Annotated in this window: 12 protein-coding genes; 2 read left to right on the forward strand and 10 right to left on the reverse strand. The window is 43.7% G+C overall.

What is annotated here, in order from left to right:
• Window positions 1–398: 398 nt before the first annotated feature.
• The 7 genes from cypB to NX903_RS12910 all read right to left on the reverse strand — a co-directional run bounded on the left by cypB (window position 399) and on the right by NX903_RS12910 (window position 7,401).
• Window positions 399–3,563: a bifunctional cytochrome P450/NADPH--P450 reductase CypB gene (cypB, locus tag NX903_RS12880; protein ID WP_086344131.1), complete on the reverse strand. Its 3,165-nt coding sequence runs from the start codon at window positions 3,561–3,563 to the stop codon at window positions 399–401.
• Window positions 3,564–3,579: 16 nt separating this feature from the next.
• Complete coding sequence (gene fatR, locus NX903_RS12885; RefSeq protein ID WP_021480200.1) at window positions 3,580–4,164, reverse strand: transcriptional regulator FatR; 585 nt, start codon at window positions 4,162–4,164, stop codon at window positions 3,580–3,582.
• Between the two features lie 221 nt (window positions 4,165–4,385).
• Window positions 4,386–4,928 carry a class I SAM-dependent methyltransferase gene (locus NX903_RS12890; protein ID WP_086344132.1) on the reverse strand — a complete coding sequence of 181 codons (543 nt, stop codon included), beginning with the start codon at window positions 4,926–4,928 and terminating at the stop codon, window positions 4,386–4,388.
• A 187-nt stretch (window positions 4,929–5,115) separates the two neighbouring features.
• Entirely contained in the window at window positions 5,116–5,274 is a 159-nt protein-coding gene (locus NX903_RS12895; protein ID WP_014477487.1) for a hypothetical protein, read from the reverse strand.
• A gap of 156 nt (window positions 5,275–5,430) precedes the next feature.
• A complete protein-coding gene (locus NX903_RS12900) occupies window positions 5,431–5,580 on the reverse strand; it encodes a YrzI family small protein (RefSeq protein WP_004399102.1) in 150 nt (49 codons plus the stop codon).
• A gap of 389 nt (window positions 5,581–5,969) precedes the next feature.
• Window positions 5,970–6,770 (reverse strand): formate/nitrite transporter family protein, encoded by an 801-nt coding sequence (locus NX903_RS12905; RefSeq protein ID WP_024572080.1) that lies wholly within the window; start codon window positions 6,768–6,770, stop codon window positions 5,970–5,972.
• Between the two features lie 262 nt (window positions 6,771–7,032).
• Entirely contained in the window at window positions 7,033–7,401 is a 369-nt protein-coding gene (locus NX903_RS12910) for a DUF2294 domain-containing protein (RefSeq protein ID WP_004398508.1), read from the reverse strand.
• Between the two features lie 315 nt (window positions 7,402–7,716).
• Here NX903_RS12910 and fdhF point away from each other — a divergent pair, with 315 nt between their 5' ends.
• Together fdhF and NX903_RS12920 are read left to right on the forward strand one after the other, a co-directional pair.
• Window positions 7,717–10,659, forward strand: a complete 2,943-nt coding sequence (gene fdhF / locus NX903_RS12915) for a formate dehydrogenase subunit alpha (RefSeq protein ID WP_010886582.1) — start codon at window positions 7,717–7,719, stop codon at window positions 10,657–10,659.
• Window positions 10,660–10,677: 18 nt separating this feature from the next.
• Complete coding sequence (locus NX903_RS12920) at window positions 10,678–11,160, forward strand: DUF1641 domain-containing protein (RefSeq protein WP_014477490.1); 483 nt, start codon at window positions 10,678–10,680, stop codon at window positions 11,158–11,160.
• Window positions 11,161–11,195: 35 nt separating this feature from the next.
• On the opposite strand, the gene NX903_RS12925 is transcribed toward NX903_RS12920, so the two are convergent.
• The 3 genes from NX903_RS12925 to NX903_RS12935 all read right to left on the reverse strand — a co-directional run bounded on the left by NX903_RS12925 (window position 11,196) and on the right by NX903_RS12935 (window position 13,573).
• Complete coding sequence (locus NX903_RS12925; RefSeq protein ID WP_003237358.1) at window positions 11,196–11,426, reverse strand: YrhC family protein; 231 nt, start codon at window positions 11,424–11,426, stop codon at window positions 11,196–11,198.
• 82 nt (window positions 11,427–11,508) lie between these two features.
• Window positions 11,509–12,648 carry a bifunctional cystathionine gamma-lyase/homocysteine desulfhydrase gene (locus tag NX903_RS12930; RefSeq protein ID WP_086344133.1) on the reverse strand — a complete coding sequence of 380 codons (1,140 nt, stop codon included), beginning with the start codon at window positions 12,646–12,648 and terminating at the stop codon, window positions 11,509–11,511.
• Between the two features lies 1 nt (window position 12,649).
• On the reverse strand, window positions 12,650–13,573 hold the full coding sequence (locus tag NX903_RS12935) for an O-acetylserine dependent cystathionine beta-synthase (RefSeq protein WP_042976679.1): 924 nt from the start codon (window positions 13,571–13,573) through the stop codon (window positions 12,650–12,652).
• Window positions 13,574–13,617 lie beyond the last annotated feature (44 nt).

The raw sequence follows: 13,617 nt of genomic DNA on the forward strand, positions 1-13,617 counted from the left end.
CACACAATATAAAAACTCTGAAAATTTCAATTCGCAATTCGATTTTTCAATTGCCCTTTTTAAGTTTTAGCCCTAGCATATCAACATCAGTTGTATATAAATACCCTTAACTTGATACCTTCAGCTTCTTTGATTATTATACCATAGTTACCACAATTATACAAACATTTTTCTGGTTTTTCAGAAAATTCTTTTTGATTTTAACAAATTCAATGGCTTAAATTCCATAGATAGCTAGAAAGGAATAATACTAAACTTTCGTCCTGAACTGCCGATATTAACAATAAGGCCGGCGCGATACTCCCTATAACATCCTTTTCAGTAGATTTCATTATCGTGCCGGTTTTCTCACATGCAAAGCAATCCCGCCAATCAGATTGGCGGGATTTTATTTTTTATTAATTTCCTGTCCAAACGTCTTTTATATAACGTTTTTGGTCTTGCAGCTTTTGCAGCCAATCGGCGGATTCTTCCTGACTTGCCCCTTTTTCAGTTTCATATGCCCATCGCAAAGTTTTCTCTACGTCAGGAGCCATTTGCGATCCATCACCGCATACGTAAATATGAGCGCCTTTTTCAATGAGTGTCATCAATTTCTGTGAATCTTGCTTGAGCAAGTGCTGGACATATCCTTTTGATTCGTTTTCGACGCGCGAGTAGCATCGGCGGATTGTGACCAAACCTTCCTGTTCCGCTTGATCCAGCTCTTCTCTGTAAAGGTCGTCATGGTCCGGGCGGCGGCAGCCGAAGTATAAAAGTGCTTCACCAAGGGTGCTTCCTTCCTTCTTCAAAACCGATCTTGCCTGAATAAAGCCCCTGAATGGCGCAATTCCTGTGCCCGGCCCGACCATAATCATAGGCGTTTCAGGATCATTCGGCATCTGGAATCCGGACTGCGGCGTACGAATGAAACAGGCTGCTGCATCACCTGTATTCAATTCTGCTAAATAATTAGAGGCGACACCCCGGTATTCACCTCGGCCGCTCCATGCTGAGGCTTTCACAACTCCTACCGTCATGCTCACGATATTTGCATGAACTTTCGGTGAGCTTGAAATGGAATAGTATCTCGGTTTTAGTGATGGCAAAAGTGCTAAAAACCGTTCAAACGGCATTTCGCAAGCAGGATAATCCTCTAAAAAATCAAGCATGGTAAGACGTTTTGCAAGTACCTGCTCTTTGTAAATGCCATCATCTGAAACGAGCTGTTCCAGCTCTTTTTGATGCGGCGGACAGACTGTATAAGAGGCCAGCTCCCGAAGCTGAAGCCTTGATGCCGGTTCCTGCAGCTCTACATAGGACGACAATAAATCCGCTACTTTGATCGGCCGATCCATCGGCAGATGAGACATATGAGCGCTTCCGCTAACTTTTATCACATGATTGGACTGCAAACCGAATCGGCTGAGAACCCGCTGAACAAGCTCCCTGCTGTTCTTTGGCAGGATTCCGATATGATCGCCTTCTTTATATGTTTTACCAGCCGGAATTTCCAATTCAATATGGCGGGTTGAACGCGTGCTGGCAGCTGTCTGGAGTTCTCGATTCTCTAACACAATCCCTTCAAACGCGCCATATGCTTTAGCAACCGGCGTTTCCGTCGCTTCACTGAGAAAAGTAATCGATAATGAAGGCCTGTCTTCTTTCTGGGCTATTTCGTTAATATCAAATGCGTCCATCGTTTCCTTCCAGAAGCGGTTTTCCCAAGACTCGCGATGGCTTTCAAAATCATCGGCGGCGTCACCTTCCCCAATCGCTGTTAAACGCGATGCCCCCTTTGCTTTCATCATGTCATCAATCAGGCGGGGAATCCGCTGATACGTGCTGGCCCAGCTCCGGTTCCCGCAGCCGAATACCGCATAGGAAACACCTTTCAATTGGCCTTCCTCAAGTTCTTTCAGCCACTCTACAAAGCCGGCAGCATTATCAGGCGGCGCCCCATTATAAGAAGCCGTTACAATGACGACTGCCCCTTCTTCAGGGAGCTTGCCGATATAATCATCAAGCGGAGCCGTTTCAGCTGTAAAGCCCATCTGGCGGCCTTGAGCAGCCAATTCACCGGCTATTCCCTCAGCTGTCCCAAGATTTGAACCGTAAAGAACAAGTAAAGGTGTGCCGTGTTTAGGTTTGGTTTCTTTTGGCTTTGTTTCTGATTTGATGTCTGCCTGTTCTTTTCTCTGTACATTGATTGCCGCTGTTTTTCGCGGTTTCACAGTAATTTTAAAATCATCCGGCTTGATCGTTAATGCTTCTTTGATTTTTAGTTCGTAGCCAGTATGGTTTATCAATTCAAAATGCTTTAATACAAGACCGAGAACCATTGTCGCTTCTTGAAGAGCAAACTGCATGCCAATACAAGCGCGCTGTCCGTTTCCAAACGGCTTATACGCATGGTGAGGGATACTTGAAGGATCCTCAAACCGTTCCGGACGGAAATCTTCCGCATCCGGTCCCCAAGCGTTTTGATCCCGGTGCAGTTTTGGAATTAAAACAGTGACTGGCTGCCCTTTACTGATCGGATATTCCCCGCCTAGAACAGTATCCTCCTTCGCATATAGAGAAAAAGCCGGAGCTGTTGGATACAGTCTGAGGGTTTCATTTAAAACCATCCGAATGTATTTGAGCTGCTGGATTTGTTTATATTCAGGCGTGTCATCCGTTAACACGCGATCCGCTTCCTCCTGAGCTTTTTTCAGTTTTTCCGGATGTGTAAGCAGACAATAAATCGCAAAGGATAGCAACCCGCTTGTTGTCTCATGTCCAGCAATTAAAAATGTGATGATTTGATACCTTATGTTTTCATCATCCAGCGTTTCACCGGTTACTGGATCTTTGGCATAAAGCATGAGAGACAAGAGATCCTTGATGTTTTCATCCGGATTCGCCTTTCGCTCCGCTATCATTCTATCAACCAGGGAGTTCATGACTTCTATATCCTTTTGGAACTGCAGCTTCGTTTTCACCATCATTTTATCTTGCAGGCCCAGTCTTTTCGATTGATTCATCGCCTCTTTTAAGGCACGGAGCATACTGGTGATAAACGGATGCTGTGAATCACGGTAAAAGCTGTTGAATCGATAGTTAAACCCGCATAACCCAATCGTATCAAGCGTCAGACGTGTCATATCGTCCGCTACATCAATTTCTTCATTAGGGTTTAACCGGCTCCACTTTTGAATCAGCTGAGTTGCGATATCCAGCATCATAGAATGATAGCCTTTCATCGCTTTTTGACTAAAACTCGGCAGCAAAATGCGGTGGGCTTTTTGCCAGTTCGGTTCGTGCGTCCAGCTTGTAAATAAGCCATCTCCCCCGAACTCACGCACCTTTTGCAAGCCTTTGCCAAGGTTCTTGTCGAAGCGTTTTTCATCACACACTTCAGCCACAAAATTGTGGCCCGAGACAAAAACACTGGATACTCCCGGAAAATCAAAACGGAAAATCGGTCCCAATTCATCAGCTATCCGCCATAAGGATTGAGAAAGCTGTTCTTTTTCCAGATGCGGAAGATTTTTTAAAGGTCCGTATGTTTTGGGCTGAGGTATTGCGCTTGCCTGTTTCATTAACATCTCCCTTTCCTTATTTTTGTGATGAATGAAGCTTAATGGCGTCCCAGCAGCATTGTTCCAATTCAGTAATTAAATCAGTGTCCATCTCTATATCACCTGTTTGAACGAGCTGATATATCTTGAGAAACGCCCCTAATACAATCGCAATTAACACATTAGAGGGCAGGCTGCGAATCACGCCTTCCGCTTTTCCCTTATTAAAATAGTCATCAAGCATTTGAGTCAGATTTTCTATCATTTTTTTGCTTGTATGATTTAAGTAATGAGCATCTTTTTTGGTTTCAAGAAAAAAAAGCGCATAGTCGCTCTCTTTCGTAAACTGAACGAGACAGCAAAATACGTGGTGAAAGCCTTCTCTGACAGGCAATTCTGAAACGTCTTGCTTCAGTTTTTCCGTAAATCGCTGGATGCTTTCTTGAAACAGTACGTTGACGAGTGTTTCTTTGCTGTCAAAATAACGATAGATCGTTCCTGTCCCTACATGAGCACGTTCAGCTATCATAGGAATAGTGGTAGCGTCAAAACCCCTTTCCGTAAAAAGTGAGACCGACGCTTTCATAATCATGTCGTATTTACTGCTGGATGCGGATAACATGTAATCTACAACCTCCGATTCGTTTGCGGAATGAATATTCATTCCTATTGTTCATAAAGAATGTCTGCCCTGTCTGAAATCACCTCTTTGTTCTTTCTTCTGTTATAAGTTTATATGAAAAAAACTTTTTTTAATATAAAGTATATGCAAAAAATAAAAAATTAGGAAAATATACCCAAATCCTGATGCGAGGATCTTGGATATATTTCCCGAGAAATTTTTTATTTAACAGCCACAATACATAGACAGGAATCACGCCTGATAACAGAAAGATCCCTGAAATGCTGGTCTTTCAGCAGTTGAATATACGTTTTCTCTTTTTCACCGGTATTTGTGTCAATACTGATATAAAACCGGCCGTCAATTTGAAGCACCCTGTAAATTTCTCTTAATGCAAGCCTAATATCGGTGCAGCTCTGAACCGTATGTAAAGAAAAGACTTTATTAAAGGTACGGTCATCAAAGGGAATGTCCTCTGGATAGCCATGAAAAACCTCCCCGTTCCCCATGTTCTTTCGATTCGCACGTAATATCTGTCTTACCTTTCGCTTTGAAGGATCAATGCTTTTTAGGCTTCCCTTTTCTAGTTTCTTGGTTATGCTTTTAAAGACAGTGCCATTCCCAATTCCAATTTCTAAAATTCTGTCATTTTCTTGTATATCTATAGAGTCAATCATCATATGCTCAATTGTTTTGGTTAGCTTATATTTCCGAGAAAATAATTTCCAAAAATCCGATCGTTTATAGAGTCTATTTTCTAGCATTTTAAACACCTGCTTTTGGTTTCCTATGTTTATTTATTATATTCAAAAAATAAACATCATCTTCATTCTAAAAGTGAAGGAAGGTACCAACTAGACGGCAATGTATTGAAAAATGTTTCAATAGAACTAAACTTTTTCATTTTTTTCCGCAAAAAAAGCAGAAAACAAAATGTTTTCTGCCCTCTTTCTAATGCCAATGATAAGGGAATGCAAACAGCCTTTGCTGCTGCATTGCCATCAGCCTCTGCTGTCGGAATGGATTTCCATAACCATGTTTGAAGGAATGCGGCATGGACGCATAACCATGGCCAATCGACGGAAGCCTTTTTTGATAATCGTTCATCATGCCATCACCTGCCTCACAGTAACGTTGATTTATTGTATGCAGGCAGGCATTTCCTTGACAGCTGTTTCGCTAAACTTGGTCCTTCTCCATTGTATAATGCATCAATAATTCCATTCTAAGCATATGCCATTCCCCCTTCAGTTTTTTTCGTTGCTTTTAGCGCCAGTTTGTTAAATAAAGATGCTTTAACTGAGACTCTTTCATTTCATCATAAATCTGCTCAATCTGCTGTTCTCGTTCGAATTCTTCCAGGCTTTTAAACCTTTTTTTTATCGTTAACGTTAAAAAGAATAGGTTAATCGTCATATCGCTCACCCCCTTTCAAAGTCCGCATCAAGCGAAATAACCCGCGGCACACCCCTTCTGCCGCGGGCAAATAAAAACCGCAGACAAAAGAAGACACCAATGCCTCTACTGCCTGCGGGGAGTTGCGTATGTCCGACTATTCCGAATTTAATGCGTGCGATAAGCATCGGTTAAGGAAGGACACGAACTCTTCCACAGGCTGAATAAACTATGAACTTTTACATGTGTATCACGTACAGGTTGACGTCGTTGTCTCATTGTCATTTTGGTTCAGCCTCCTTTGCTTTTTTCTTACTTTGTAAGTATATCCACCAAATTCCATTTTGTAAACATCTTTTTCTAAAAATGGACGGAAATTGTGCAAATCATCGAATGGATTTGCCCGTTGGTCATGACACCTGCTTCATTTCTTTTCTGGAGCGGTCTTTCTTATGATATGCAATAAAATAAATGAGACCGACAAATACAGCTCCGCCGATGACATTACCGATAAAAGCCGGAATGATGTTTCCGATGAACTGCCCCCACGTGAATGAGCCTGCAAAAATGGCAGCAGGAATCACAAACATGTTGGCGACAACGTGCTGAAATCCGATAGCCACAAAAGCCATGATTGGGAACCAGATGCCAAGGATTTTTCCTGCTGCGTCTTGGGCGCCGAAAGAAAGCCACACTGCAAGACATACAAGCCAGTTACAGCCGATGCCGGAAATGAGAACCTTGCCAAAGCTCATATCAAGCTTTCCTTGGGCAACGGCAATCGTTTTTTCTAAATAAGGACCTGTTTCAGTCAATCCAACCAAATGCCCGAAAAAGTACGCAACAAACAATGCGCCGATTAAGTTCATAATTGTGACGATTCCCCAGTTAATCGCCAACTCTTTTACTGATATTTTTCTCGAAAATAACGCCATCGCAACTGACATCATATTGCCTGTGATCAGTTCAGCGCCAGCGAGAACGACAAGGATCAGACCGACTGGAAATACTGCTGCACCAATTAAACTGGACAGGCTCCCCCATTCTTTCGGAAGATCGCCGATTACCCTGATATCAAGCAAATACCCAAGCGCGATAAATGCACCGCCTAAAAACCCCAGCACAAGCAGTGACGGCAGCGGGAGCTTTATTTTTTTCATCCCTGCCTCAATTGCTGCTTCCGCTATTTCATCCGGTTTTCGAAAAGCCATAATAAAACGCCTCCATTACTTCTTCTTTTCTCACAGTTATGCAAGAAAGGCAATAAAAAAGGCAGCACTCAAATAACCTGTGTCAAACCAGGCGTTTGAATGCTGCCTAACTTGTATGCATACCCATACAACAATATCAAGCAGTATGTAAGATATTGAAAGAGAATATATACAGTTCGTGCATACATTCCATTGCTTTAGCCTTCTATAACTGTAGCAACATCATATCAAATGTGACAAATTTGTGTCAATGACAAATATACTAGCTTTGCAGAGCTTCTTTTTGCTCATCTATTTTTCGGTCAAAAACAAATACAGATACAGCGATGTTTTCCTCAATTTTAATATCAGAAAACAAATGGACTAGCTTAGCTCCCATGAGTTCCTCCATTCCTTCCGGTGTTTGTTTGGAATAAAGGTCTTGAATTAGGCTTGTCCGGGCCGCATGTACCATCTCTCTTCCTTCAGGCGTGCGGGCGATAAACTGCTCGCTTGCACTCAGATTTCCGTATAGTGTTGAAACTGCCATGTTTTCTACAAATACAGTATGAATTCTCTCAGGCCCTTTTCCGAACAATTCTTTGCGAAGTTTTCGAATGATATCATTGAATTCATGAATTTTTTTAGACATGCTGATTACCCCTTCCGATATTGCCTTATAAAGGCTTTTCCCGGTTCCCCTCAGGACATTTCACTTGGTTAAAATTTTCCTGCCATATTGTATTATAATAAATATCACATTATAATAAAAGCAGTGTTGATGGATTTGTAATAGGATCTTGTTATGAGTCTATCGTTTTATAAAAATCAAGGATTGGTCTGTTAGTAAGACTTGCTAGTGAACTATTCCGCCATGTGTGTTTACACCTTCTTAGAATTAAGGGCAGGTGTATCTATACATGGCTTTTTTTGACTTCTTGAAAGAAAGATGGAGGGGAATATGAATATGATGGACGTTAAGTCGATCAGTGTCCGTGTAGACGGAACAGAAATTCAAGCACGAGCAGGGGCCACAATTTTAGATATTTTAAATGAAAACGGAATTGAGTACCCGCAGATTTGCCACGTACCAGAAGTTGACCCGATTCAAACTTGTGATACTTGCATAGTAGAGGCAAACGGCAAGCTGGTTCGTTCATGCGCGACGGTTGCAGAAAACGGGATGTCTATTGATCTATCAGGAAATCGAGTGAAAGAAGCGCAAACCGAAGCGATGGACCGCCTTCTTGAAAATCATTTGCTGTATTGTACAGTTTGCGATAACAACAATGGAAACTGTACGCTGCATAATACAGCGGAAATGATGGGGATCGAGCATCAAAAATACCCATACACGCCAAAAGAAGATCCTTCTTGCGCGGTTGATATGTCTCATCCTTTTTACCGCTATGATCCAAACCAATGTATTGCCTGCGGCCAGTGTGTTGAGGTCTGTCAAAACCTTCAGGTAAATGAAACACTCTCAATCGACTGGGAACGCGAACGCCCTCGCGTCATTTGGGATGAGGGAGTTCCGATCAATGAATCTTCCTGTGTCAGCTGCGGTCAGTGTGTAACAGTATGTCCATGTAATGCACTGATGGAAAAATCAATGCTCGGGCAGGCTGGCTTTATGACAGGCATTAAAGAGGACGTCATGGAACCGATGATTGATCTCGTGAAAAATGTTGAACCGGGGTATGGCAGCATTTTTGCCATTTCTGAAGTCGAAGCGGCAATGCGTGAAACGAGAACGAAAAAAACGAAAACTGTATGTACGTTCTGCGGTGTCGGGTGTTCATTTGAAGTATGGACAAAAGGACGGGATATTTTAAAGATCCAGCCTGTTTCTGATGCTCCGGTTAACGCGATTTCCACATGTGTCAAAGGGAAATTCGGCTGGGATTTTGTCAATTCAAAAGAGCGGATCACAAAGCCTTTAATCCGTAAAAACGGAGCCTTTGTGGAATCTTCTTGGGAAGAAGCCCTCGATCTTGTCGCAAGCAGATTAGGATCAATTAAAGAGCAGTACGGTAAAGGCTCTGTAGGATTTATTTCTTCTTCTAAAATTACGAATGAAGAAAACTACGTCATTCAAAAACTAGCGCGTCAGGTATTTGAAACAAACAACGTCGATAACTGCTCACGCTACTGCCAGTCTCCTGCTACAGACGGATTGTTCCGCACTGTCGGCATGGGCGGTGACGCCGGCACGATTAAAGATATTGCCAAAGCAGGTCTCGTCATCATTGTCGGTGCCAATCCGGCGGAAGGACACCCAGTGCTCGCAACACGCGTCAAACGGGCACACAAGCTCCACGGTCAAAAACTGATTGTTGCCGACCTGCGTAAAAATGAGATGGCTGAGCGATCTGATCTGTTCATCAGCCCTAAACAAGGCACAGACCAAGTTTGGCTGATGGCTGTTACGAAATATATGATCGACCAAGGCTGGCACGATCAGGCGTTTATTGATGAGAACGTCAATTACTTTGAAGATTATAAAGAAACCCTTAAAACGTATACGCTTGATTATGCAGAACGCATCACTGGCCTTTCAAAAGAAAACATCATTCAAATTGCTGAAATGATCCGTGATGCTGACGGCACTTGTGTCCTTTGGGGAATGGGTGTCACACAAAATACAGGCGGTTCCGATACATCAGCAGCCATTTCAAACCTGCTTCTCGCTACGGGCAACTATCGCCGTCCAGGTGCCGGCGCTTATCCTCTGCGCGGACACAATAACGTGCAAGGCGCATGTGATATGGGAACATTGCCTGGCTGGCTGCCGGGATATCAGCATATTACAGATGACAAAGCCCGCGCTAAATTTGAAGAGGCATATGGTGTCGAGATTGATGGAAAGCCTGGTTTAGATAATATTCAAATGCTTCATGCCATTGAAGAAGGAAAAATGAAAGCTATGTATCTTGTCGGTGAGGATATGGCACTGGTCGATTCAAACGCGAACCATGTGCATGATATTTTATCAAGCCTTGATTTCTTCGTGGTACAGGACATCTTCCTGTCAAGAACAGCTCAATATGCTGATGTCGTCTTGCCGGCCACTCCTTCACTTGAAAAAGACGGAACATTTACCAACACAGAACGCCGTGTCCAGCGATTGTATCAGGCGCTTCCGACGCTTGGTGACGCAAAACCGGACTGGTGGATTATTCAAGAGGTGGCAAACCGTTTAGGAGCGAATTGGAATTACAGCCATCCAAGTGACATTTTCTCTGAAATGGCGAGTCTTTCTCCTCTGTTTGCCAAAGCAAGCTATGAGGTGCTTGAAGGCTGGAACAGCTTCCTATGGGGCAGCTTCACAGGTGAAAGCACACCGCTTCTGTATGAAGACGGATTTAATTTCCCTGACAAAAAAGCCCGCTTTGCCCTTTCTGATTGGACCGAGCCAGCGGCATTTCCGGAGGAATATGACCTTCATATCAATAACGGCCGGATGCTGGAGCATTTCCACGAAGGAAACATGACAAATAAATCGAAAGGCATCCAAGCGAAAGTGCCGAATGTATTCGTTGAGATCTCACCTGAGCTTGCACAAGAGCGAGGTGTTTGTGACGGTTCGCTTGTACGGCTCGTTTCTCCGTTCGGAGCAGTCAAATTGAACGCGCTGATCACAGACCGGGTACGGAAAAATGAACTCTATCTGCCAATGAACTCGACAGACAAGGAGTCAGCGATTAACTTCTTGACGGGCCCTGCAGCTGATAAACGGACGAACACGCCTGCTTATAAACAGACAAAAGTCCGCATGGAAGTGCTTGGCGGCTGTGAAACAGCGCCGCTTCCAAAAACAAATCCGCGCAACAAAAAACGGCATCCGCAAAACGGAGTCGAAGCAGAAAGAAAATGGAACCGTCCTGGCTATGTCCATCTGACTGATTAAACGATAGGAGGAAAACGAATGGCCACTCCGATTACGACGATCAAAAAAGAAACAAAAACAGCTGAGCAAATTAAGCTTGAAAAAATAGAAGAACTGAAAGAGCTGCTGGCGGAAAATGAGGACGCCGTCTCTAAAACGATGACATTAATGAATGAACTCAATGATCTTGGAATTTTTGACGCGGCAACAAGCATGCTCAGAGCGAAGGAAGACATTGCCAAGATTGCGCTTGGCCAAGTTTCCCGCGAGCCTGTCACCAACCTCATCAACACGATGATGGCCGCCGGAGGCGCATTGACAAAAGCCGATCCTGAGTTTACAGCAAAGCTTTTAGAAAGCGTAATGGCTGGGACTGAACAGGCACAAAGCTTTTTAAAAGAAGACAAGAAAGTCGGGATTCTCGACCTGTTAAAAGCAATGAACGATCCTGACATCAACAGAGCCGTCGGCTTCGGTCTTCAGTTTTTAAAAGGCATGGGAAAAGAACTTCGAGAAAAATAACAAAAAACAGCCATCTCTTGATGATGGCTGTTTTTTTATTCGTCGGCTTCTTCCAAACGCTTCTTGTAAATAAGTGAACGGTCAGCGCAAAAGAAGGCACCGGCTAAAAATACGCAATCCGCTAAAAACATAGTCGATTTCTGGCCTAATGTTAAGCCTTGATCAGGGAGAACTGCGCCTATATATAAAAAAGTGCTGACTGCAAGCAATGTAAAAGCAAAATGCTTGTAATCTTCTTTTAAAGATTTCATTCTATTTTTGTTCAAAAGAATCACCTGCCAGATTCATAGTATACGACTATTATAATATAATCCGGCGGCTTACAGAGAAAGTAATTCTATCCATTTGTTATATATTTTCAAGCGCTTGGCCGATATCTTCCAACAAGTCTTCCGCATCTTCAATTCCTACAGAAATTCTGATCAAGCCGTCCGTAATGCCGAGCTCAAGCCGGCGTGCTCTCGGAATAGAGGCATGTGTCATTCTTGCAGGAACAGAAATTAAGCTTTCAACCGCCCCCAGGCTTTCAGCAATGGTAAACAGTTTCAGTTTTCCTAAAAACGCATCAACCCGTTCTTCACTGCCAATATCAAAGGAGATCATGCCGCCGAAGCCAGATCCTTGCGTTTTTGCAAGCTCATGTCCGGGATGATTTGAAGAACCAGGGTAATATAACGTTTGGACAGCAGGGTGATTCTCAAGAAAGCTTGCGATTTTCCGCGCATTTTGATCGATCGCTTCCATTCTGAGTCCCAACGTTTTGATTCCTCTCATTAACAGCCAGGAATCTTGAGGGCCAAGCACGCCGCCTGTGGAGTTTTGCACAAAATGCAGCTCTTCTCCAAGCTCTTTCGAAGCTGTCACAACTAAACCTCCGACGACATCACTGTGTCCGCCAAGATATTTTGTCGCACTGTGAAGTACGATATCAGCGCCTAAAGTAAGCGGCTGCTGAAAATAAGGAGTGTTGAAGGTGTTGTCTACGATAAGCAGAACACCCGCTTCTTTTGCGATATCAGCCATGAGCGTCAAGTCGGTGATTTTGAGCAACGGGTTTGTCGGTGTCTCAATATAAATGGCTTTTGTATTAGGGCGAATCGCTTTTTCAACTTCTTCCCTGCTGCTCGTATCAACAAATGTTGATTCAATGCCAAGACGGTTAAGCACCTTTGTCATCACGCGGTATGTTCCGCCGTACACATCATCAGTCAACACGACATGATCTCCGCTGTTAAACAGCATCATAACCGCTGTAATGGCAGCCATTCCTGAACTGAACGCATAACCTGCTTCCCCGCCTTCCAGTTCTGTCGCAAGTGCTTCGAGAGCGGTTCGAGTCGGATTGGCCGTTCTTGAATACTCGTAGCCTGTATGCTGCCCTGCTTTCGGCTGCTTGTACGTGCTTACTTGATAAATGGGCACGGAAACTGCGCCTGTTTTCTCATCACCTGTGATTCCGCCATGTATCATCAATGTTTTTTTCTTCATATCAGATGCCTCCTTCGTATATTTGTTTGCTGATATATCGATCGCTGCTGTCAGGAAATACTGTGACAATGTTAGTTCCAGCAGATGCTTTTTTTGCTTCCTCCAATGCCGCATAAAGCGCTGCACCTGAAGAGCTTCCAATCAGCAGGCCTTCTTTTTCTGCCGCTTCTTTCACAAGTCTAAACGCATTCTCATCTGTTACGGTGTAGATCTCGTCAAAATGGCTCTTATCCATATAATCGGGGATAAACTCCATGCCAATGCCTTCTGTTTTATGAGCGTGAGGCTCTCCTCCGTTTAAAATCGAGCCCTCCGGTTCAACAATCACCGTTTTGACTGCTGGATTTTTTTCTTTTAAGAAGGAAGCTGTTCCTGCGAACGTGCCCCCTGATCCTGCCCCTGCGACAAACGTATGAATATTCCCGTCAAGCGCTTCCCACATTTCAGGTCCAAGCGTCTTATAGTAAGTCGATGGATTTACTCGGTTTTTAAATTGCAAAACGCAATAAGAATTTTCAATTTCAGACTCCAGCTGAATGGCTTTTTGAATGGCGCCCTGCATTCCGTCTTGACGCGGTGTATGAATGATTGATGCGCCAAGCGCTTGCATAATTTGCTGTTTCTCTCTGCTGAAATGTTCAGGGACACAGAAAATCGCTTTCAACCCATATTTTCTGGCACTTAGCGCAAGGCCGATCCCTGTATTGCCTGCCGTAGCTTCTATAATCACTCCGCCGGGTTTCACCTTGCCTGAATCGAGCGCGTCACGAATCAGCATATCTCCCAGTCTGTCTTTGATGCTACCCCCGGGATTCATCATTTCAAGCTTGGCATACACCGCGACTCCTTCTGGAACATCAAAGTTCTTCAAGCGGAGAAGCGGTGTATTCCCAATCAGCTCGGTAATGTCCGTAATCACTGTCATATATGTCCTCCTCCTTATTAGAGGGTGTTTTTAGAAAAAACGGA

Source organism: Bacillus sp. FSL R5-0576 (genome assembly GCF_038004765.1).
GTDB classification, from domain to species: domain Bacteria; phylum Bacillota; class Bacilli; order Bacillales; family Bacillaceae; genus Bacillus; species Bacillus subtilis.